This is a genomic window from Paraburkholderia tropica (assembly GCF_014171495.1).
GTDB classification, from domain to species: domain Bacteria; phylum Pseudomonadota; class Gammaproteobacteria; order Burkholderiales; family Burkholderiaceae; genus Paraburkholderia; species Paraburkholderia tropica.
In genome coordinates, this window is record NZ_CP049134.1 from 2,333,447 (window position 1) to 2,356,043 (window position 22,597).

General features: G+C 65.7%; 17 protein-coding genes and 1 other RNA gene. 11 read left to right on the forward strand and 7 right to left on the reverse strand.

The window, feature by feature from the left end; genetic code table 11:
- Positions 1-81: 81 nt before the first annotated feature.
- Positions 82-2,685: a DNA gyrase subunit A gene (gyrA, locus tag G5S35_RS10500; protein ID WP_074983909.1), complete on the reverse strand. Its 2,604-nt coding sequence runs from the start codon at positions 2,683-2,685 to the stop codon at positions 82-84.
- 736 nt (positions 2,686-3,421) lie between these two features.
- On the opposite strand from gyrA, the gene ompA reads away from it, so the two are divergent.
- From ompA to ssrA, 4 genes are all read left to right on the forward strand, one after another.
- Positions 3,422-4,066: an outer membrane protein OmpA gene (gene ompA, locus G5S35_RS10505; protein ID WP_065058274.1), complete on the forward strand. Its 645-nt coding sequence runs from the start codon at positions 3,422-3,424 to the stop codon at positions 4,064-4,066.
- A 246-nt stretch (positions 4,067-4,312) separates the two neighbouring features.
- Positions 4,313-5,011: a bifunctional 2-polyprenyl-6-hydroxyphenol methylase/3-demethylubiquinol 3-O-methyltransferase UbiG gene (ubiG, locus tag G5S35_RS10510; RefSeq protein WP_183038277.1), complete on the forward strand. Its 699-nt coding sequence runs from the start codon at positions 4,313-4,315 to the stop codon at positions 5,009-5,011.
- Positions 5,012-5,036: 25 nt separating this feature from the next.
- Positions 5,037-5,762 carry a phosphoglycolate phosphatase gene (gene gph, locus G5S35_RS10515; RefSeq protein ID WP_065058272.1) on the forward strand — a complete coding sequence of 242 codons (726 nt, stop codon included), beginning with the start codon at positions 5,037-5,039 and terminating at the stop codon, positions 5,760-5,762.
- Positions 5,763-5,868: 106 nt separating this feature from the next.
- Positions 5,869-6,238, forward strand: a transfer-messenger RNA (tmRNA) gene (gene ssrA / locus G5S35_RS10520).
- A gap of 157 nt (positions 6,239-6,395) precedes the next feature.
- Here ssrA and G5S35_RS10525 read toward each other — a convergent pair.
- Both G5S35_RS10525 and G5S35_RS10530 read right to left on the reverse strand, forming a co-directional pair.
- A complete protein-coding gene (locus tag G5S35_RS10525) occupies positions 6,396-6,662 on the reverse strand; it encodes a hypothetical protein (RefSeq protein WP_074983912.1) in 267 nt (88 codons plus the stop codon).
- Between the two features lie 150 nt (positions 6,663-6,812).
- Positions 6,813-7,889 (reverse strand): substrate-binding domain-containing protein, encoded by a 1,077-nt coding sequence (locus tag G5S35_RS10530; protein ID WP_065058270.1) that lies wholly within the window; start codon positions 7,887-7,889, stop codon positions 6,813-6,815.
- Between the two features lie 131 nt (positions 7,890-8,020).
- On the opposite strand from G5S35_RS10530, the gene G5S35_RS10535 reads away from it, so the two are divergent.
- Genes G5S35_RS10535 through G5S35_RS10550 form a run of 4 tightly spaced genes read left to right on the forward strand, consistent with a single transcriptional unit; the run spans position 8,021 to position 13,321 of the window.
- The gene (locus tag G5S35_RS10535) at positions 8,021-8,560 is read left to right on the forward strand and encodes an NAD(P)H-dependent oxidoreductase subunit E (RefSeq protein WP_074983914.1); all 540 of its coding nucleotides are present in this window, start codon (positions 8,021-8,023) and stop codon (positions 8,558-8,560) included.
- Positions 8,557-10,116, forward strand: a complete 1,560-nt coding sequence (locus tag G5S35_RS10540) for a formate dehydrogenase beta subunit (protein ID WP_065058268.1) — start codon at positions 8,557-8,559, stop codon at positions 10,114-10,116. Before G5S35_RS10535 ends, G5S35_RS10540 begins: the two co-directional genes overlap by 4 nt.
- Before the next feature lie 13 nt (positions 10,117-10,129).
- Entirely contained in the window at positions 10,130-13,075 is a 2,946-nt protein-coding gene (gene fdhF / locus G5S35_RS10545) for a formate dehydrogenase subunit alpha (RefSeq protein WP_183038278.1), read from the forward strand.
- Between the two features lie 3 nt (positions 13,076-13,078).
- Positions 13,079-13,321 (forward strand): formate dehydrogenase subunit delta, encoded by a 243-nt coding sequence (locus tag G5S35_RS10550; protein ID WP_183038279.1) that lies wholly within the window; start codon positions 13,079-13,081, stop codon positions 13,319-13,321.
- Positions 13,322-13,385: 64 nt separating this feature from the next.
- Here G5S35_RS10550 and G5S35_RS10555 read toward each other — a convergent pair whose 3' ends face one another.
- The 3 genes from G5S35_RS10555 to G5S35_RS10565 form a co-directional block, all read right to left on the reverse strand.
- Positions 13,386-15,116, reverse strand: a complete 1,731-nt coding sequence (locus tag G5S35_RS10555; RefSeq protein ID WP_110327997.1) for an FAD-dependent monooxygenase — start codon at positions 15,114-15,116, stop codon at positions 13,386-13,388.
- 118 nt (positions 15,117-15,234) lie between these two features.
- Positions 15,235-16,230, reverse strand: coding sequence for a cation diffusion facilitator family transporter (locus tag G5S35_RS10560; protein ID WP_074983920.1), 996 nt, complete (start codon positions 16,228-16,230; stop codon positions 15,235-15,237).
- Positions 16,227-16,598 (reverse strand): ArsR/SmtB family transcription factor, encoded by a 372-nt coding sequence (locus tag G5S35_RS10565; RefSeq protein ID WP_074984066.1) that lies wholly within the window; start codon positions 16,596-16,598, stop codon positions 16,227-16,229. The genes G5S35_RS10560 and G5S35_RS10565 overlap by 4 nt, the downstream gene beginning before the upstream one ends.
- 145 nt (positions 16,599-16,743) lie before the next feature.
- On the opposite strand from G5S35_RS10565, the gene G5S35_RS10570 reads away from it, so the two are divergent.
- A complete protein-coding gene (locus tag G5S35_RS10570; protein ID WP_065058264.1) occupies positions 16,744-18,687 on the forward strand; it encodes a tetratricopeptide repeat protein in 1,944 nt (647 codons plus the stop codon).
- A 94-nt stretch (positions 18,688-18,781) separates the two neighbouring features.
- On the opposite strand, the gene tcuC is transcribed toward G5S35_RS10570, so the two are convergent.
- Positions 18,782-20,077 (reverse strand): MFS transporter, encoded by a 1,296-nt coding sequence (gene tcuC, locus G5S35_RS10575; protein ID WP_183038280.1) that lies wholly within the window; start codon positions 20,075-20,077, stop codon positions 18,782-18,784.
- A 375-nt stretch (positions 20,078-20,452) separates the two neighbouring features.
- Here tcuC and G5S35_RS10580 point away from each other — a divergent pair, with 375 nt between their 5' ends.
- Entirely contained in the window at positions 20,453-21,037 is a 585-nt protein-coding gene (locus G5S35_RS10580; RefSeq protein WP_074983923.1) for a GNAT family N-acetyltransferase, read from the forward strand.
- A gap of 175 nt (positions 21,038-21,212) precedes the next feature.
- Positions 21,213-22,499, forward strand: a complete 1,287-nt coding sequence (locus tag G5S35_RS10585; protein ID WP_176080825.1) for a hypothetical protein — start codon at positions 21,213-21,215, stop codon at positions 22,497-22,499.
- Positions 22,500-22,597: the final 98 nt, after the last annotated feature.

A 22,597-nucleotide genomic window follows, 5' to 3' on the forward strand; every position in this document is an offset into this window, starting at 1 on the left:
TTTATACGCGAGCGCACCGGCTGGGACGCTGGACACGAAGCGGCCCGCTCACGCGGGCCGTCCTGTACTACGGGCTCAGCCTTACTCTTCGCTTTCGCCCTCGCCTTCGGCCAGATCGCCGTCGGCGTCGGCCTCGGCGACCTGCTGCAAGCCGGAGAGCTTCGTGCCTTCGTCAAGGCTGATGAGTGTAACACCTTGCGTTGCACGGCCCATTTCACGGATCTCCGAGACGCGCGTGCGGATCAGCACGCCCGTGTTCGTGATCAGCATGATCTGGGCTTCCTGGTCGACCAGCGTGGCCGCAACCACCTTGCCGTTACGCTCCGACGTCTGGATTGCGATCATGCCCTTCGTGCCGCGGCCATGACGCGTGTATTCCGTGATCGGGGTGCGCTTGCCGTAGCCGTTTTCGGTCGCGGTAAGGACCGACTGCTGCTCGTCGCCGGCCACCAGCAGCGCGATGACCTGCTGGCTGTCGTCGAGCTGCATGCCGCGCACGCCGCGTGCCTCGCGGCCCATCGGGCGCACGTCGTTCTCGTCGAAGCGCACGGCCTTGCCGGCGTCGGAGAACAGCATGACGTCGTGCTGACCGTCGGTGATGGCCGCGCCGATCAGGTAGTCGCCGTCGTCCAGGCCGACCGCAATAATACCCTTGCGCAGCGGGCGGCTGAAGGCTTCCAGCGGCGTCTTCTTGACGGTGCCGAGCGCCGTCGCCATGAACACGAACTTGTCCGCCGAGAACTCCTTGACCGGCAGCACGACCGTGATCTTCTCACCGTCCTGCAGCGGGAACATATTCACGATCGGACGACCTCGCGAGTTGCGGGAGCCCTGCGGCACTTCATACACCTTCACCCAGTACACGCGGCCACGGTTCGAGAAGCACAGGATGTGGTCGTGCGTATTGGCGATGAACAGCGTGTCGATCCAGTCGTCCTCTTTCATGGAGGTCGCCTGCTTGCCGCGACCGCCGCGCTTCTGGGCGCGATATTCGGACAACGGCTGCGATTTCACGTAACCGGCGTGCGACATGGTCACGACCATGTCCTGCGGCGTGATCAGATCTTCGGTGTTCAGTTCCGTTGCGTTCATCTCGATCTTCGAGCGGCGGGCATCGCCGAATTCGCTCTTGATCGAGGTGAGTTCGTCGGAGATCATGGTCGTTACGCGCTCGGGGCGCGCAAGGATGTCGAGCAGGTCGGCGATCTGCGCCATGACTTCGCGGTACTCGCCAATGATCTTGTCCTGCTCCAGACCCGTCAGGCGTTGCAGACGCATTTGCAGGATTTCCTGCGCCTGCGTGTCGGACAGACGATAGAGACCGTCGCCCTGCATGCCATACAGCGGGTTGAGCCCTTCCGGACGATACGCGTCACGGCCGCCGGCCGATGCGTTTTCCTGCTCAGCACGCTGGAGCATCTCGCGCACGAGCGACGAATCCCACGAACGGTTCATCAACTCCTGCTTCGCGATCGGCGGCGTAGGCGCAGCCTTGATGATCTCGATGAAGCTGTCGATGTTCGCGAGCGCGACCGCGAGGCCTTCGAGCACGTGGCCGCGCTCGCGGGCCTTGCGCAGTTCGTAGACCGTGCGACGCGTGAGCACTTCGCGGCGGTGCGACAGGAAATGGTCGAGCATTTCCTTGAGGTTCAGCAGCTTCGGCTGGTTGTCCACCAGCGCGACCATGTTCATGCCGAACGTGTCCTGCAGCTGCGTCGCCTTATAGAGGTTGTTGAGAATGACCTCGGGCACTTCACCGCGCTTGAGCTCGATCACGACGCGCATACCGCTCTTGTCGGACTCGTCGCGAATGTCGGAAATGCCTTCGAGTTTCTTCTCGTTGACCAGCTCGGCGATGCGCTCCAGCAGCGAACGTTTGTTCACCTGGTACGGCAGTTCATCGACGATGATCGCCATACGTTGACCGCGATCAATCTCTTCGAAGTGCGTAAGAGCGCGCATCACGACGCGGCCGCGGCCCGTCCGATAGCCGTCGCGCACGCCGGCGACGCCGTAGATGATGCCGGCGGTCGGGAAATCCGGCGCGGGGATGATCTCGATCAGCTCGTCGATCGTGGCCTGCGGATTCTTCAGCAGATGCTGGCAAGCATCGACCACTTCGTTGAGGTTGTGCGGCGGGATGTTCGTGGCCATACCGACCGCGATACCCGACGAGCCATTGATCAGCAGATTCGGAATGCGCGCGGGCAGGATCAGCGGCTCGCTTTCGCTGCCGTCGTAGTTCGGCCCGAAGTCGACGGTTTCCTTGTCGATGTCGGCGAGCAGTTCGTGGCCGATCTTCGCCATGCGGATTTCGGTGTAACGCATGGCCGCGGCGTTGTCGCCGTCGATCGAACCGAAGTTGCCCTGGCCGTCGACCAGCATGTAGCGCAGCGAGAAGCTCTGCGCCATACGCACGATGGTGTCGTACACCGCCGTATCGCCGTGAGGATGGTATTTACCGATGACGTCGCCGACGATACGCGCCGACTTCTTGTACGCGCGGTTCCAGTCGTTGTTCAACTCGTGCATCGCGTACAGCACGCGCCGGTGCACCGGCTTGAGGCCGTCTCGCACATCCGGCAGCGCCCGCCCGACGATCACGCTCATCGCGTAATCGAGATACGAGCGGCGCATTTCCTCCTCGAGGGAGATAGGCAGAGTCTCTTTGGCGAATTGATCCATTATCGATGTCGTTATCGGGCACGCGCGATGCTAGGGCCTCACCTGCCAATGCCTGACGGGCGGGTAGCCTGGATGCATCGCAACACGCCCTTGCTGTCGCATGGACGCCGCGGACGCAGCGCAATCTTCCGATTCTATCATGCGCGGCACCCCCGCCCGCCGACTCGAAGCGCTCCACGTATACCTATTAGAGGGGTGACCTGGAACGGCTCAAAACGGCGCTAATGAGATTGAGCGTGCGACGGGGTGTGGAGCAGACGTAAACCGCGCAGGCGTGCGGCAATGAAACCGACTGCGCGAACAGGGAATGCGCGCGCGATCTGTAAAGAATTGTTATCTACCACGTCACACGGAACGCACGATTGCCTCATATGACCGACAATGCGCAGCGCCGTTGCGAAAGGACCTCAGTGGCGACACGAGACCGCGCGACAGGCGGCCAATTTCGAGACACACTGGCAGGCAAACAACCAGGCACACTACCAGGAGATTCGTCGGGAACTTTTTGTTGCGGGTGTACCACATTCGACGAGCCGCAATGAAAGGGGCGGATTTTTTTTATCGTTGGAAGGGAACGATATGGCAAAATGCCAACGCACAAAGTTAGACACCGCTCGAAGTCTACACAAGACGTGCCCCACAACGTGCCAATGTTATACTTCGAGCAATGTATGACTTGTCTTCGTCATATGGCTCGCAGTAAACCTGCGGTAATCTCAATTTCGAGAGGAGAAATATGAATAACTTTTCAAAGCTCGCGTTCATTGCAGCTACCGCAGTAGTCGCTGCAAGCGCACAGGCACAATCGGTGCCGGCGTCGCGACAAGCCGTCAATGACAACTGGGTGAACGGCACGGGCGAATACGTCTGGATGAACGGCACGAACGAACTGTGCTGGCGCGACGCGTTCTGGACGCCGGCCACGGCTAACGCCAAGTGCGATGGCGCACTGGTCGCCCAGGCACCGCAGCCGCCGGTCGCTCCGCCGCCGCCGGCCATCACGAGCCAAAAGATCACGTATCAAGCCGACGCTCTGTTCGACTTCGACAAGGCTATCCTGAAGCCGGCTGGCAAGGAAAAGCTGGACGATCTGGCAGGCAAGATCCAGGCTCTGAACCTCGAAGTCGTCGTTGCTACGGGCTACACGGACCGCATCGGTTCGGCTGCCTACAATGACCGTCTGTCGCTGCGCCGTGCGCAAGCCGTCAAGTCGTACCTGGTCAGCAAGGGCGTCCCGGCAGAGCGTATCTACACGGAAGGCAAGGGCAAGCGCAACCCGGTTACGACTGGCTGCAACCAGAAGAACCGCAAGCAGCTGATCTCGTGCCTCGCACCGGATCGCCGCGTGGAAGTCGAAGTCGTCGGCACGCAAAAGCAGTAATCGCGCGCTACGGCTGTACGACTCAAAAGCCCCGCTTCGGCGGGGCTTTTTTATTGCCGCGCCGTCTACGCTCAGGCTACATGACGCGATCTGCGCACAACGCGCAGCGAAGTCATGCGTAACGTCCAGCTCGGTCCACCGCGCCGCAACGGCCGTTTTGCCCCCGGTTTTGCCCCCTTCCCTGCACGCCTATATACTCGGGGTTTGTTTTCGCCCACCTTCTACCGCGCCTCAGGCCGCTTCGACATGACCAACGCCGATCCCCACGAACTACAGAAATTCAGCGATCTTGCTCATCGCTGGTGGGACCCGAATGCGGAGTTCAAGCCGCTGCACGAGCTGAACCCCATTCGTCTCGGCTGGATCGACAGCCACGCGCACCTGCCGTCCAAGCGCGTGCTCGACATCGGTTGCGGCGGCGGCATTCTGTCGGAGTCGATGGCCGGTCTTGGCGCGAACGTCAAAGGCATCGACCTGTCGAGCGAAGCGCTCGGCGTCGCCGATTTGCACAGTCTTGAGAGTGGGATCACGGTGGAATACGAGGAGATCGCAGCAGAAGCGATCGCGGCACGCGAGCCCGCCTCGTTCGACGTGGTCACCTGCATGGAAATGCTCGAACACGTGCCGGAACCGCTAAGCGTGGTCAAGGCGTGCGCGACGCTCGTGAAGCCGGGCGGCTGGGTGTTCTTCTCCACGCTCAACCGCAACGTGAAGTCCTACCTGCTCGCCGTGATCGGCGCGGAATACATTGCGCAGATGCTGCCCAAGGGCACGCACGATTACGCGCGCTTCATCCGCCCCTCGGAGCTTGCAAGCTTCGTGCGTCAGGCCGGGCTGAACGCGGCCGAGATCAAGGGCATCACGTATAACCCGATCACGCGCCACTTCGCGCTCTCGAACGACTCCAGCGTCAACTACATGATCGCCTGCCGGCGCGAAGCCTGAAGCGCCGCGCCCGTCACATTCCGACATGACCCAGACCCCGCTTGATACCCCGTCCGCGCCGCGCGACGTCGCCGCGCTCGCCGCCTGCGACGCCGTGCTGTTCGACTTCGACGGTACGCTCGCCGACACGGCGCCCGACCTCGCCGCCGCCGTCAACCAGATGCGCCACGCGCGCGGCCTTGCGCCCGCGCCCTACGAGAAGCTGCGTCCGCTCGCCTCGGCGGGCGCTCGGGGCCTGATCGGCGGCGCCTTCGGCGTGGGTCCCGACGACCACGAGTTCGCCGCCATGCGCGAGGAATTCCTCGCGAACTATGCGGCCAATCTGCGCGTGGAAACGGCGCTGTTCCCCGGCATCGACGCGGTGCTCGACGACCTCGACGCGCGCGGCGTGCTCTGGGGCATCGTCACCAACAAGGTTGCGCGTCTGACCGATCCGCTCGTGAAACTGATGCATCTCGACACGCGCGCGGCCAGCGTCGTGAGCGGCGACACCACGCCCTACTCGAAGCCGCATCCGGCCCCGCTGCTGCATGCGGCCGAGACGCTCGGCATCGCGCCGCACCGCGTGGTGTATGTCGGCGACGACCTGCGCGACATCCAGGCGGGCCACGCGGCCGGCATGGCCACGATCGCCGCCGCGTACGGCTACTGCGGCAATGTCGAGCCGCCCGCGCAGTGGAACGCCGACTATCTGGCCGATACCGCCGAGACCCTGCTCGCCTTGCTGCGGCCGGTCGGCCGCCGCGACTGATCCATCCCCAGGAACATCTGCGCGTCGAAAGAAACCGCACCCGCGCCCCTTGAAATGGGCGCGGTTCGCCTCATCTCGCGAACTATGGGATAATTGTCCCTCCTCTGGGGCCGACCTGGTTTCGACAGGGGTTATGAAGTAGGCAGGGCATGCCGAGGACCCGTCACCTCGTTAATCAATGGGAAAAACGTAACTGCAAACGACGAAACGTTCGCACTGGCAGCCTAAGGGCCGCCGTCCTCTGCCTGGCTCACTGACGGGCTAGTGTCGCAAGACCGGTAGCAATACCGCCAGAGGTCATATACGTCAGTTAAGCTCTGTCGGCGTCACGACGCCAGAGTCGAAAATTTAGTGAATCGCCGTAGCGCAGCGTGTTCGTCCGCGTCGCTCCGGTTAAATCAAAAGACAGAACTACGCATGTAGAACTGTTTATGGACTGCTTCTGGACGCGGGTTCGATTCCCGCCGGCTCCACCAAAATTCTGCGCACAAACAAAAAACTCGCGAAAGCTTTTACAAGCTTCGCGAGTTTTTTGTTTTTGCATCGCAATATTCTGCGATAAATCAAAACCGGCGCGAATCGAATTCAATCGAACTCAATCGCACCGGCTTTCACTAAATTGTCATAAAAATATCAATTGTCCTGCGGGCATTGCAGATTACAGCCATTCGGATCGCCGAGATCGCCCTTTTTACGCGCGGAAGTCGGTTTGCCGTGCTGATATTTGGCATCCGGCGCCGATGCCGCGAACTGCATCTGCGGATGCGCGTTGAACTTGAACTCGTCGTCGAGGATGCCGCCCGGCACGCCCGGCGAGTTCTGCGCGAAGGCGACGTTGACGGTGGCGAACAGCACACCCGCGGTCGCGGCGGCTGCACAAACATTAAGCAGGAATTTCATGGTCGATCGGCGCGCTCAACGCGCATCTGGAACGGAAGAACCTATACGGTCTGAAAGTATCACAAAAAGCGCCGCACTCTGCAGCCCCACCCGCTGGACATGTTGCGTCGTATTACAGCGCGCGGCCGGCGAGGCCTCGGCCGGCACATGTCAGCGCGCGCCCGCCCAGCCTTCGTCGAGCGGCACGATGTCGCCGCAAGTGTCGGGATCGTAGCCTTCGAGTTGCGCCACCGCTTGCCGGAACGGCGCGCCGCGCAACAACTCGAGCACCGCGGCGAGCGGCTCGCGTTCGAGCTGCCCGCGATCGCAGGCGAAGAAATAGTCTTCGTCGACGATCGGAATGAAGTCGAGGCCGAAGTGATGCGCGGCCGGCTCCACGCCGAAGCCCACGTCCGCCATGCCGCTCGCGACGAAGGCCGCAATCGCCGAGTGCGTGAGTTCCGACGAGGCATAACCGTTCACACGCTCCGGATCGACGCCGATACGCGTCAGCAGCAGATCGATCAGCATGCGCGTGCCCGAGCCTGGCTGCCGGTTTACGAAGCGGATATCGCCGCGCGCGAGATCGGCGAGGCCCGTCACCTGACGCGGGTTGCCGCGTCCGACGAACAACCCCTGCTTGCGCCGCGTGAGATGGATCAGCACATGACGCTGCGGGTCGAGCCAGTTGCGATACGCGTCGGCGCACGCCTCGCGAAAATCGCCGCGCGGCAGATGGAAGCCCGCCAGATCGCACTCGCCGCGCGCGAGTGCCGAAATGGCGTCGGCGCTGTCGCGGTACTTGATCTCTACCGGCACCTGATCGCCGACCAGCGCCGTCACCAGCGTGGCCACCGCGTAGCCGTGCGAAGCATGGATGCGCAGATCCTGCACGTCCGGCGCGAGCCATCGATTGAGGTCGCTCGCCACTTCGCTCGCGAGCGCCTGCAGATTGCCCTGAAGTCGCTCGCCGCACAGCCGCTGCGAACGCAGCACCGCCTCGCCGAGTTCCGATAGCACCGAACCGCGCCCGCGCGCTTTCGCGATCAGCGCGCCGCCCAGACGCTCCTCCACTTCACGCAACAAACCCCACGCATGGCGATAGGACAAACCCTTACGCTGCGCGGCCTGCGCGATGCTGCCTTCCTCCGCGACGAGCGCGAGCAGCGGTACAACGTCCGTCAGGCTTGCCTCGCGGCCATCCGCGTCGCGCACGACCAGTTGCGCCTGGCACTCCACCTTGATCATTATGAAGTCTTCCTTCCTATTGCGTCCGCCATTCTACGGGCCTATTGTTCGTCCATACAACGAGACAACCCCAGCATAGATGCACACTTTATGAATAACAAGTGCATATATGTGCCAGGAGGAGCCCCACAATGGACGAGACAACCCAGACCGCCGGGTCACAGGCCATCGCACCCGATGCCCTCGTGCAACGGCACGCGCAGCCCGGCCGCAACCTGATTGCGATCCTGCATGCGATCCAGGACGAGACCGGCTTCGTGCCGCCGGCCACCGTCGCGCCGCTCGCAAAAGCCTTGAATCTCTCACGCGCCGAAGTCCACGGCGTGCTGACCTACTACCACCACTTCCGCACCACGCCGCCCGCGCCCGTCACGGTTCAACTGTGCCGCGCCGAAGCGTGCCGCAGCATGGGCAGCGAAGCGCTCGCGCAGCACGTGGAAGCGCGCACCGGTTGCCGCTTCGGCGCGCAGCACGGTCACGGCGACGAACACGCGCACCAGGCGCACGAAGGCGACGTCGCGCTGGAATCGGTCTATTGCCTCGGCCAGTGCGCGCTCTCGCCCGCCATGATGATTAACGGCACGTTGCACGCAAAAGTAAGCCCGCAGAAGTTCGACGCACTGCTCGCGAAGGCGCTGGCCGCCGTCGTGCGCACCGAGGAGGCCGCATGACGCGCATCTACGTTCCCCGCGATTCATCGGCGCTCGCGCTCGGCGCGGACGACATCGCCGCGGCCATCGCACGCGAAGCCGCCGCGCGCGGCATCGACATCGAACTCGTACGCAACGGCTCGCGCGGTCTGCTTTATCTCGAACCGCTCGTCGAGGTAGCGACGGCCGACGGCCGCGTCGGCTACGCGAACGTCGAGGAAGACGACGTCGCCGGGCTGTTCGACGCGAACTTTGTGCAAGGCGGCCAGCACGCACGCGGCGTGGGCCTCGTCGAACAGATTCCGTATCTGCGCAAGCAGCAGCGCCTGACCTTCGCGCGCATCGGCATCACCGACCCGCTCTCGACCGACGACTACGTCGCGCACGGCGGCCTCGACGGCCTGCGCAACGCGCTCACGATGACGAGCGCCGACGCCTGCGAAGCGCTCGTCGAATCGGGTCTGCGCGGACGCGGCGGCGCGGCCTTCCCCGCCGGCATCAAGTGGCGCACCGTCGCGCAGGCGCAGGCCGACCAGAAGTACATCGTCTGCAATGCCGACGAAGGCGACTCGGGCACCTTCTCCGACCGTCTCGTGATGGAAAGCGATCCCTACGTGCTGATCGAAGGCATGACGATCGCGGGCCTCACCGTGGGCGCGACGATCGGCCATATCTACGTGCGCAGCGAGTATCCGCATTCGATCGCCGCGCTCGAAGAAGCGATCCGCCGCGCGCGCGTCGCGGGCTGGCTCGGCGACAACGTCCTCGGCAGCGGCAAGCGCTTCGATCTGTTCGTCGCCAAAGGCGCGGGCGCCTATGTGTGCGGCGAGGAAACGGCGCTGCTCGAATCGCTCGAAGGCAAGCGCGGCGTCGTGCGCGCGAAGCCGCCGCTGCCCGCGCTCGCCGGTCTCTACGGCAAGCCGACGGTCATCAACAACGTCATCACGCTCGCCACCGTGCCGATCATCTTCGCGAAGGGTGCGGCGTTCTACAAGGACTTCGGCATGGGCCGCTCGCGCGGCACGCTGCCGTTCCAGCTCGCGGGCAACATCGCGCGCGGCGGCCTCGTCGAACTCGCGTTCGGCGTGACGCTGCGCGAACTGATGGTCGACTACGGCGGCGGCACCGCCAGCGGCCGCCCGGCGCGCGCCGTGCAGGTGGGCGGGCCGCTCGGCACCTATCTGCCCGAGAGCCAGTGGGATATTCCGATGGACTACGAAGCGTATGCGGCAGTCGGCGCGGTCGTGGGCCACGGCGGTCTCGTCGTGCACGACGATACGTCCAATCTCGCCGGTCTCGCGCAGTACGCGATGGAATTCTGCACGCTCGAATCGTGCGGCAAGTGCACGCCCTGCCGCATCGGCTCGACGCGCGGCGTCGAGGTGATCGCGAAGATCCGTAGCGGCGACACATCGGAAAAGCAGGTCACGCTGCTGCGCGATCTGTGCGACACGATGGTGTCCGGCTCGCTCTGCGCGATGGGCGGCATGACGCCCTACCCCGTGCTCTCCGCGCTCAATCACTTCCCGGAAGATTTCGGTCTCGAACCCGTCGCGCAACCGAACGCGGCCGCCTGAACGAGGAACCACCATGTCCGACACGCTCATGTCCCAAGCCGGTGGTTGCGGTTCCGGCAATTGCGCCTGCAAAAGCGCGGCAATGAACAAAGCCAACGCCCGCTCGCCCTTCGACGACACCGACTACGGCACGCCGCTGCGCCACGCCGATGTCGACGTCACGCTCGAAATCGACGGTCAGTCCGTGACGGTTCCGGCAGGCACCTCGGTGATGCGCGCTTCGATCGAAGCCGGCGTCAACGTGCCCAAGCTCTGCGCGACCGACTCGCTCGAACCGTTTGGCTCGTGCCGTCTGTGTCTCGTCGAAATCGAAGGGCGGCGCGGTTACCCGGCGTCGTGCACGACACCCGTCGAAGCGGGCATGAAGGTGCGCACGCAAACCGACCGTCTGCAGAAACTGCGCCGCAACGTGATGGAGCTCTACATCTCCGATCACCCGCTCGACTGCCTCACCTGCCCCGCCAACGGCGACTGCGAACTGCAGGACATGGCGGGCGTGACGGGCCTGCGCGAAGTGCGCTACGGCTTCGACGGCGCGAATCACCTGAAGAACCAGAAGGACGAATCGAACCCGTACTTCACCTACGATCCGTCGAAGTGCATCGTCTGCAACCGCTGCGTGCGCGCCTGCGAGGAAACGCAAGGCACGTTCGCGCTGACCATCGCCGCGCGCGGTTTCGAATCGCGCGTCGCGGCCGGCGCGGGCGAAGCGTTCATGGATTCGGAATGCGTGTCGTGCGGCGCCTGCGTCGCCGCCTGCCCGACCGCGACGCTGCAGGAAAAGAGCGTGGTGATGCTCGGCCAGGCCGAACATTCGGTGGTCACGACCTGCGCGTATTGCGGCGTCGGCTGCTCGTTCAAGGCCGAGATGAAGGGCAACCAGGTCGTGCGCATGGTGCCGCACAAGAACGGTCAGGCGAACGAAGGCCATGCCTGCGTGAAGGGCCGTTTCGCGTGGGGCTATGCCACGCACAAGGACCGCATCAAGAAGCCGATGATTCGCGCGAAGATCACCGATCCGTGGCGCGAAGTGAGCTGGGAAGAAGCGATCGCCTACGCGGCCAGCGAGTTCCGCCGCATCCAGGCCAAGCATGGCCGCGATTCGATCGGCGGCATCACCTCGTCGCGCTGCACGAACGAGGAAACCTATCTCGTGCAGAAGCTCGTGCGCGCCGCGTTCGGCAACAACAACGTCGACACCTGCGCGCGCGTGTGCCACTCGCCCACGGGCTATGGCCTGAAGACCACGCTCGGCGAATCGGCGGGCACGCAGACGTTCGCGTCGGTCGATCACTCGGACGTGATCATGGTGATCGGCGCGAATCCGACCGACGGCCATCCGGTGTTCGGCTCGCGTCTGAAGCGGCGCGTGCGTCAGGGCGCGAAGCTGATCGTCGTCGATCCGCGCCGCATCGATATCGTCGATACTGCGCACGTGAAGGCCGAGCATCATCTGCAACTGCGCCCCGGCACCAACGTGGCGATGGTCAACGCCCTCGCCCACACGATCGTCACCGAAGGGCTCGTGAACGAAGCCTTCGTGGCCGAGCGCTGCGAGACGCGCGCGTTCGAGCAGTGGCGCGATTTCGTCGCGCTGCCGGAGAATGCGCCGGAAGCGATGGAAGCCGTCACGGGCGTGCCCGCCGCGCTCGTGCGCGCGGCCGCGCGGCGCTACGCGCAGCCGGGCAACTCGGCGATCTATTACGGCCTCGGCGTGACGGAACACGCACAAGGCTCGACGATGGTGATGGGCATCGCCAACCTCGCGATGGCTACGGGCAACATCGGCCGCGAAGGCGTGGGCGTGAACCCGCTGCGCGGCCAGAACAACGTGCAGGGTTCGTGCGACATGGGCTCGTTCCCGCACGAACTGCCGGGCTATCGCCACGTCGGCGACAGCACGACGCGCGCGCTGTTCGAAGACGCCTGGCAGGTCACGCTGCAAAGCGAGCCGGGCCTGCGCATTCCGAACATGTTCGAAGCGGCGCTCGACGGCACCTTCATGGGTCTTTACTGCCAGGGCGAAGACATCGTCCAGTCCGATCCGAACACGCAGCATGTGGCGGCGGCGCTCTCGTCGATGGAATGCATCGTCGTGCAGGACATCTTCCTGAACGAAACGGCGAAGTACGCGCACGTGCTGCTGCCGGGTTCGTCGTTCCTCGAAAAGGACGGCACCTTCACGAACGCCGAGCGCCGCATCTCGCGCGTGCGCAAGGTCATGCCGCCGATCGCCGGTTACGCCGACTGGGAAGCGACGATCCTGCTCGCGCGCGCGCTCGGCTACGAGATGGACTACACGCATCCGTCGCAGATCATGGACGAAATCGCGCGTCTCACGCCGACCTTCCATGGCGTCTCGTATGCGCGGCTCGACGAAATGGGCAGCATCCAGTGGCCCTGCAACGAAGACGCGCCGGACGGCACGCCGATCATGCACATCGACGCCTTCGTGCGCGGCAAGGGCAAGTTCGTCATCACGAAGTTCATCGCTTCGCCGGAGAAAGTTACGCGGCGCTTCCCGCTGCTGCTCACGACGGGCCGCATTCTGTCGCAGTACAACGTGGGCGCGCAGACGCGCCGCACCGACAACTCGCGCTGGCACGAAGAGGACCGGCTGGAGATCCATCCCGTCGACGCCGACGATCGCGGTATCCGCGACGGCGACTGGGTGGGCATCGAATCGCGCGCGGGCCAGACCGTGCTGCGCGCGAAGGTCAGCACGCGCATGCAGCCGGGCGTGGTCTACACGACGTTCCATTTCCCCGAATCGGGCGCGAACGTCATCACCACCGACGCCTCGGACTGGGCCACCAACTGCCCCGAGTACAAGGTGACCGCCGTGCAGGTCAACCACGTGCAGCAGCCGTCGGACTGGCAGCGCGAGTATTCGCGTTTCAACGAGACGCAGCTCGAATTGCATCGCTCGCGCGAACCGCTGACCACTTCAGGGAAATAAGCGATGAAAGCAGATCACCTGATCGAGATGGCGAACCAGATCGGCATGTTCTTCGACTCCTTGCCCGATCGCGAGGAAGCGTTGCTGGGCATTGCCGAGCACATCCGCAAGTTCTGGGAGCCGCGCATGCGCCGCACGCTGCTCGCGGCGCTCGACGGTCACGCGCAAGAGGATGCGGGTTTCAGCGAGATCGTGTTCGCGGCGCTCTCGACGCATCGCGAAGCGCTGGCGCCTGCCGCGGCGTAGCAGCCTTAGCAGATTTACGCTCGACGCCGCGCGGCCTTCGACGGGCCGCGCGGCGTTTTCACGTTCACTCCGCCACCGGATGCGGCGACGCCGACGGAGAGAACCACGTCTCGCAGTGACGCAGCAGTCCGTTCAGATCCGAATGCGGACGGCCGCGCGCGCACAGATAGCCATCGGGGCGCACGAGATAGAACGCGGGCCGCGTGCGGCCATACGCATCGCCGAGCGAGGCCGCGCCGCCGTCGACGGGCGGCGCTTCGCCCTCGGGCAGATCGGCGAGCCACCAGACGCGCACCGCGCGCGGCAGCACGCGTTCGACGGCTTCGGCGAATCGCCGCAACGCTTCGACGCCGTTCTTCGCGTTCGGGCTTGCGCTTGGGCTCGCACTCAGGCTCGCACCTTCGGCCAGCGCATCCATTTCGCGCGCCACGTCGTCGTCGACGAGCAGAAACAGCGAGAAGCTCGCCGGATCGTGCAGATCGAAAATGCGCCCTTTCTCCGGCGCCTTGCCGAGCGGACCGTCGACCACGCGCACCTGCGCATCGGGCGCACGCTCGCCCGCGCGCGGCCCGCCGTCGAGCACGCGTTCGAGCGTGAGCGGACTGCGCCGGTATTGAATCGACAACTCGCTGACGGCCTGACGCGCCGCGTCGCGCAACGGCCCGAGCGCGACCAGCGCCGGCATCACGCGCTCGCGCAGCAGCTTGAGCGGGCCGTGATCGGCTTCGACGAGTTGCGTCATGAAGCTCGTCTGCTGCAGCACGATGCGCTCGATCGGGTAGCGTTCCGCGTGATACGTGTCGAGCAGCCGGTCGGGCGCGCCGCCGAGCGCGCGCGCGAGCTTCCAGCCCAGATTGAAGGCCTCCTGAATCCCCGTGTTCATGCCCTGCGCGCCCGCCGGACTATGCACGTGCGCCGCGTCGCCCGCGAAGAACACGCGCTCCATGCGCAAGTGCCGCACCATGCGGCTGTTCACGTGAAAGTACGACGCCCAGCTCATGTCGCTGATCGACACCGGATGATGCACGCGATGCTGCACGACCGCGCGGCATTCCTCGAGCGTCGGCACCGGCATCGCGCCTTCGGGCGCGGCGGGCAGCATGGCCTTGTGATCGGCGATCAGGCGATAGCGGCCGTGCCCGTACGGCAAGATCGCGGCCAGCCCGTCGCCCGAGGCGAAGATATGGAATTCGTCGTCGGACCACGGCGTGATCGCACTGATATCGGCAAGCAGGAAGGACTGCGCGAGCGTCTCGCCATCGAACTTCATGTTCAGCCGATGGCGCACCGTGCTGTGCGCGCCGTCGGCGGCGATCAGATACGCGCAGCGCAGCGCCTCGGTGCGGCCGTCGGCGCGACGCACGTCGGCGCTCACGCCCGCCGAGCCCTGCACGAATTCGATCAGCTGCACGCCGCGCTCGACCTGCACGCCAAAGGTCGCGAGCTGCGCGGTGAGAATGCGCTCGGTCTCGGTCTGATCGATGAACAGCAGATACGGATAACGCGTGAACAGCGGATCGAAATCGAGCCGCGCGCGGCGCTGGCCGTTCGAATAGAGATTGGCGACGTGCGCGCGATGGCCGCGTTCGAGAAACGGCTCGACGATGCGATGCTGCTCGAACAGTTCGAGCGTGCGCGCCTGAATGCCGATGGCGCGCGAATAACGTCCGGGCTCGTGCGCGCGATCGATCACGCGGACCGGAATGCGCGCGCGGGCAAGACTCAGCGCGGCGGCGAGACCCGTGGGTCCCGCGCCGACGATGAGCACGGACGGCTGGGAGAAAGCCTCGGTCATGCAGACCTCCATGCGGTCAACATGAGTCGTAGTGTACGCCCGCAACCCCTATGACCGGCGCGGGTTCAACGTGCCCTGCCGCGCATGGCGCGCGGATCCGACGCCGCCTGGCATCGATTCAGCGATGGATCTGCGTCGCACCATCGAGCGAGCAACGATGCGCGCTGGTGCCGAGATCGACTTGCAGCGTCACGTGCGTCATGCGAAAGCGCTCGCCGAGCGACGTGACGATCGCATCGAGCGCGGCGTCGCCCGGATGGCCGGCGGGCATGACGAGATGCGCGGTCAGCGCGGTGCCGGTGGTCGAGAGCGCCCAGACGTGCAGGTCGTGCACGTCGGTCACGCCTTGCTGCTCTGCGAGAAAGACGCGAATACGCTCGATGTCGACGCCTTGCGGCACCGCCGCGAGCGCGAGCCGCACCGACTCGCGCAGCAGGCCCCACGTACCGTAGACGATCACGCAGACGACCGCGATGCTCATCAGCGGATCGACGCGGGTCCAGCCCGTCGCGAGAATCACGAGGCCGCTCACGGCGACGGCGGCGGATACGGCGGCGTCGGCGGCCATGTGCAGGAAGGCGCCGCGAATGTTCAGATCGTCGGCCCGGCCGCGCATGAACAGCCACGCCGAAAAGCCGTTGACGAGGATGCCGAGGGTCGCGACCACGAAGACATCGAAGCCCGCGACGCTGGCCGGATGCAGGAGCCGCCCCACCGCTTCGGCGAGAATCGCGCCGCAGGCCACGAGCAGCAGCGCGGCGTTGGCGAGCGACGCGAGAATCGACGAGCTGCCCAAGCCGAACGTAAAGCGCGCGGACGGCGCGCGCGTAGCGAGCCAGGCCGCGCCCCAGGCGAGCAGCAGGCCGAGCACGTCGGAGAGATTGTGGCCCGCGTCGGCGAGCAGCGCGGTGGAATGCGCGAGCACGCCGTAGACGGTCTGCGCGACCACGATCACGACGTTCAGCGCGACGGCCAGTGCGAATGCGCGATGTTGGCCCGCCGCGGGTGCGGGGTTGTGGGTGTGGTGGTGTCCGTACGCGTGGCCGCTGTGATCGTGATGATCGTGGCTGTGGTGGTCGTTGTGATCGTGCGGACGCTCGCGTGGGGAACTCATCGTCCACGCTCCTGAACATCGGATGACGCAACTTCAGCCGCCTCGGCCACGTGCGCCAGCATGCCCGCCAGCATCGCGCCGATATGCGCGTCGTCGGCGGCGTAGAACACCTGCTTGCCCTCGCGCTCCGCCCGCACGATGCGCGCCGCGCGCAACAGCCGCAGATGGTGGCTGACGAGCGACGGCGAGAGCCCCAGCGCATCGGCGATCGCGCCCACCGCACGGCGGCCGGCCACGCAGACCAGCACGATTTTCAGGCGCGTCGGATCGCCCAGCAGGCGAAACAGAACGGCGAGCGGCGCGATGCGCTCGTCGACGGAAACATCACCGGAAAATTCGCTGGAAAAATTGCGGGAAAGCGTCGGCATGGTCAGGATCGGAAACATATGAACCCTCATTCATACGTTAGGCGCGATGCGACAAAACCGCAACGAGACCTTTCAACTTCGTGGTTGGCTCCTCCGAGTGTGGGAAAATGACGGGTTCGTTTTCATTACGTCTCGCCTCTGGTTCATGGAACAGGTTTTTGTCCGCGCGTACGCCGCTCATCGCGACGGCCGGCTGGCTGATGCCGAGCGCGGTTATCGCGCGACGCTCGCCGCCGATCCCGTGCACGTCGATGCGCTGCATTTGCTCGGCGTGCTGCGGCACCAGCAGGGCCAGCACGCCGAAGCGGCGGACCTCGTGCGCCGCGCGGTCGAGCTGCGTCCCGACGACGCCGCGCTCCAGCTGAACCTCGGCAACGCGCTCAAGGCGCTCGGCGAGCTGGAGGGCGCGATCGAGCGCTTTCGCAACGCGCTCACGCTCGCGCCCGCCTTCGCGCTCGCGCACTACAACCTCGGCAACGCCTACGCGTCGATCGGCCGCCACGAAGACGCGATGTACGCGTTCGGCCACGCCGTGCGCCTGCAACCCGGCGACGCCTCGTCTCACAACAACCTCGGCAACGCGCTGCACGCGCTCGGCCGTCACGCCGAGGCCGCGGACGCCTTCCGCCGCGCGCTCAAGATCCGCCCCGGCCACGCGGGGGCGCACAACAATCTCGGCATGGCGCTGAACGCGCTCGGCGACAGCGCGGGCGCGGTCGAGCACTTCCAGAAGGCGCTGCGGCGCGAGCCGCGCTTCGTTGCGGCGCACTTCAATCTGGCCAATACGCTCGACGCAACCGGATACCACACCCAGGCCGTCGCCGGTTTCGAGGCCGCACTGGCGCTCCAGCCGCAGTTTCCGCCCGCGCTGTTCGGGCTCGGCAACGCGCTCGCCTCGCAGGGCCGTTACGCGGAAGCGATCGGGCCCTATGAACGTGCGATCGGCTTCGATCCGAAATTCGCGCTGGCCTGGCTCGCGCTCGGCACGGCGCATCACGCGCTCGGCCGCCACGCCGCCGCCCTGCGCGCCTTCGACGAAGCGCTGCGCGTGCGCCCGGAACTGGCCGCCGCGCACCTGAACCGCGCGCTGACGTGGCTCACGCTCGGCGACTTCCGGCGCGGCCTGCCCGAGTACGAATGGCGGCTCGATCCGGCTTTCCGCGACGAAGCGGCCGCGCGCGGCACGCCCGTCGCGCTTGCCGCCGATGCGTCGACTGAGACGTCGGCCGATGCGTCCGGCCTGCCCAACGGCCCGCTGCCGCGCTGGTGCGGCGAGCCGCTCGCGGGCCGCACTCTGCTGATCCAGGCAGAGCAAGGTTTCGGCGACACGCTCCAGTTCGTGCGCTTCGCGCCCCAGATTGCCGCGCGCGCGCAGCAAAGCGGCGCGCGCGTCGTGCTCGAAGTGCAGGCGCCGCTGATCCCGCTGATCGCGCCCGCCGCCGAAGCCGCGCGCGTCGGACTGATCCCGCAAGGCGCGCCGCGCGCGAGCATCGACGCCGACCTGCACATTCCGCTGCTGTCGCTGCCGCTCGCGCTCGGCGCCACGCCCGACACGCTGCCCGCGTCCGCATCCTATCTGTCGGCGCCCGCCGCGTACCGGCGCAAATGGCGCGGCTCGCTCGGCGGCCAGGCGCGGCGCAAGATCGGCCTCGCGTGGTCGGGCCGCATCCAGAAGCAGGAAAACCGCGCGCTGCCGCTCGCCGCGCTCGATCCGCTCTTTGCGCTCGACGGCATCGACTGGATCGTGCTGCAACCGAATCTGACCGCCGCCGAACAGGCGGCGCTCGACGCCCATCCGCGCGCGCGCACGATCCATCGGCTCGGCGACAAGCTCGCCGACTTCGCCGACACCGCCGCCGTGATCGAGCGCCTCGACGCCGTGGTGTCCATCGACACGTCGATCGCCCACCTCGCGGGCGCGCTGGGCGCGAAGCTCTGGCTGATGCTGCCGTTCGCCGCCGACTGGCGCTGGTTCACCGGCACCGACACGAGCCCGTGGTATCCGCGCGCGCGCCTCGTGCGCCAGCCGCGCCCGGGCGACTGGGACGCGGTGGTCGCACACGTCGCCCGCGCGCTGCGCGAAGATTGACGCCCCACACACCGCCCACGCCGCGCAGGCAATAAAAAACCCCGCATCAGCGGGGTTTTTTCGTTGGCGCAGCCGGCGTGTGACGTAGGCGACGTCAAACCGCCTTGTACTGATTGCGCGCTTCCGGCGTGCGATAGAGCACGAGCGTGGCGATCAGCCCGCAAATGCCCGCGACGCCCATCCACGCGCCCGGCGCGGCCTTGTTGCCGCTCACGTGGATCAGGTAGGTCGAGATCGCGGGCGTGAAACCGCCGATTGTCGTCGCGAGACTGTAGGCGAGCGAGAAGCCGGCCGTGCGAACGTCGGCGGGCATCACCTCGGTCAGCGCCACGACCATCGCACCGTTGTAGCAGCCGTACAGGAACGAGAGCCACAGCTCGACCGTCAGCAGGCGGCCGAACGACGGATCGGCGACGAGCCATTGCACGGTCGGATAGGCGGTGAGGATCGTCAGAACGGTGAAGGTCAGCAGCACCGGACGACGGCCGACGCGATCCGAAATCGCGCCCGACACCGGCAGCCAGAACAGGTTCGACAAGCCGATGCAGACGGTCACGACGAGCGTATCGAGTTCGCCGAGCTTGAGCACTTCCTTGCCGAACGTCGGCGTATAGGCGGTGATCATGTAGAACGAGACCGTCGTCATGATGACCATGCCCATGCCGCCGAGCACGATGCCCCAGTTCTGCACCATCGACGCCATGATTTCGCTGATCGACGGACGATGCTTCTTCTTCGCGAATTCTTCGGTTTCCTGCAGCGAGCGACGGATGATGAACAGGAACGGCACGATGAGGCAGCCGATGATGAAGGGCACGCGCCAACCCCACGCCGTCATCTCCTCGACCGGCAGGATGCGATGCAGCAGCACGCCGAGCAGCGCCGCGAACACCACGGCCACCTGCTGGCTGCCCGACTGCCACGACACGTAAAAGCCCTTGTTGCCCTTCGTCGCGATCTCGGACAGATAGACCGACACGCCGCCCAGTTCCACGCCCGCCGAGAAGCCTTGCAGCAGACGCCCGAGCAGCACGAGCATCGGCGCGAGGAAACCGATCGTCGCATAGCCCGGCACGACGGCGACCGCGAGCGTGCCGAGCGCCATCAGGCCGAGCGTGAGGATCAGGCCTTTGCGGCGGCCATGATGGTCGATGTAGGCGCCGAGGATGATCGCGCCGAGCGGCCGCACCAGAAAGCCCGCGCCGAACACGGACAACGAGAGCATCAGCGAGGCGAAGGCGTTGTTGCTGGGGAAATAGGTCCGGGCGATCGCCGAAGCGTAATAGCCATAGACCATGAAATCGTACATTTCCAGGAAGTTGCCGCTTGTTACGCGGAAAACCGTCCGGACTTTCGATTCGCTCGATGCTGCGTGGGACGCGTTAGACATGACGTTCTCTGGTGAAGACAGCCGGAGGGTGGCGAGGTCGGCCGCAATGTTCGGCCGCAACGTTCGGCCTCGATCGCCTGTGATCGTGCGACGTTGAACCTACCAACGCGCGCGGGCGCGCCCGGCGGGCGCTCATTATCCGGCTGGCCTGAATCGCCATATATCGGGGAAAACCTTACAAGCTGCGATCAACGTCCGTCAACGTCGCGCATTTCTTTCCAAAACCATTCAATTATTTCATTACGCCTTCACTTTGATGCACGCACTTTGCGCGCAGCCGCCGCTGACCTATCGTGCACAATAGTGAGCCGATCCGGACTTTCGTCGGCGATGCGAACGGGGCAGCCCCTTCGCTCGCGCCGACCACCGCCACGCATGCCCATCGCCACTTCCCTGCTGCTGCGCCCGGCCACCGCCGCCGACGCCGACCTCCTCGCCGCCATGCACGCCGCCAGTTGGCAGGCGACGTATCGCGGCTTGCTGCCGGCCGCCTTTCTCGATCGCGAAGTGGGCGCTGAACGCGCCGCGTACTGGCGCGCGCGCATGGAAGCGCCGGGCGCCGATCGCCGCCTCGTGCTGATCGCCGAGATCGCCGCAGTCAACGCCGCAGTCAACGCCGCACACAACGCGGCGGACGAAGAGGCCCCGCGCACGCCGGCTGGCTTCGTCTGCGTCGAGCGCCAGCCCGACTCGCCCTGGGGCGTGCTGCTCGACAATCTGCACGCGCTGCCCGCGCATCAAGGCGTCGGCGTGGGCAAGACGCTCATGGAGGCGGCCCGGCGCTGGGCGCGCGGACAAGGCGAATCGCAGCTCTATCTGTATGTGCTCGACGGCAATACACCCGCGATCGCGTTTTATGAGCGCCAGGGCTGGGAGTATTCGGGCGCCGAACCCGACCACATGGGCGGCGTCGATATCACGGCGCTGCGCTACGTCTACCGCCTCGACGCACGCGCCTAGTACGCGTCCGATCCACGCCTTTTTTCAGACCTATCCGATAGACCCGAGACAGAGTCGCTCGCATCATTAAAAAGAATTGATTTCTTTAATGTGGCGCGCCATTGGCCAGCTGATCGCGCGCGCTCAATCCATCACGGCATGCCTGCACCTGCCTTGCCGATGCAGCGAGAGACTCATGTCAACTTATCCATTAGTTCAGGTGGAAGGCGCACTGGCCATGCCGCATATGCGCCCGCTCAACCGCGTCCCGCCGCCGTTCGGCCGCGAATGGGCGCTGATTCCGCCGCACTTCAGCCTGCGCACCGAACTCCACGCGCTTTACGCCGCTCTGCTGCGCACGGCCTGCCTGAGCGCCGAGGCATTCCGCAAGGTCTGTCGCTGGGAAACCGGGCTCCGTACGCGTAGCGAGACGCGTCGCCCGGCCGCCGCACCCGTCGGTGCAACATTGAATGTCGCTCAGGCCCAGCAGGCTGCCGCAGCCGCGTTGCAGCGCAAGACGGCTAGCGCGCCGCCTGCGGCAGACGCTTCGCCGCTCGCGCCTCTCGAACGCACGCCGCCGCGCAATCACAAGCTCACGGCCACCGCGGTCGGCATCGGCGGCGCGGCCGTGCTTGCGTGGATCGTCGCCAGCCACACGCAGCCAGGCGAACACCGAAACGCAACGAGGGCAAGCACCGACGCGCCGGCGAGCGTGCCCGACAGCCCCCCCACCAAGCTACCCGCGAACGCGCTAACACACGCGCCGGTCAGTCACGGCGCCTCGGCGTCGCAACGACTGGCCGAAGCGCGGGCGTTGCACGATCTCAGCTATTCGGGCAGCGTCACCGCAAGCGCGCCGAAGGTCAACGCCCCGCCCACCGGTTCCGCACGCAACACGGCTGACGCCGGCGTAGCGGCCAGCGCGAGCGTCGGGGCGCGGCAGCCCGATGCGGCGGTCGCGCCTTCGAAGGCAACGTCGGCCTCATCAGCGCCGCCTGCCCCGCTTGTCAGCGCGCGGCCCACAGAGCCGCGCCCGCCCAAGGCCGCAACAGTGCGCGCCGAACCGCACGACTACGCGGCCCAAGCCAACCCGAACACGCCCTTGCGCGCCCCGCTCTCGCGCAAAGCCGAGCCGGCCAGCCGCGCCTCGCATACGGCCAAAGCGCGTCACGCGTCGGTCGAGTCGCGCGCGGGCTCCGCACGCGGCGACATCGGCCGCCACGTCGCGCATGAGTTTGCGCCCTCGCGTAGCGCGCCCCTCGCCACGACGCAGCGCGCGCATGGGGGCTATTCCACGGCTGAGGCGTATTCTCCGCGCCAGCCGAGCATCGAAGCGGCGAACGACTACACCTCGATCACGACCTACGCGGTCACGCACGCCGCACCGGCCAGCCGCGCATCGGCGCCGGTCGACAGCACGGATTGGGTCAATCATGTTTCGCAGCGGCGCGTGACCGAAGTGCCGGACCGTTTCTCGAAATAACGTCCGGCGCACGCTGCACAATTCAGACAACCTTCAGACAACCGAAAAAAAGCCCGGCAGATTGGCCGGGCTTTTTACTTTTTTTCTCCTCGCGACTA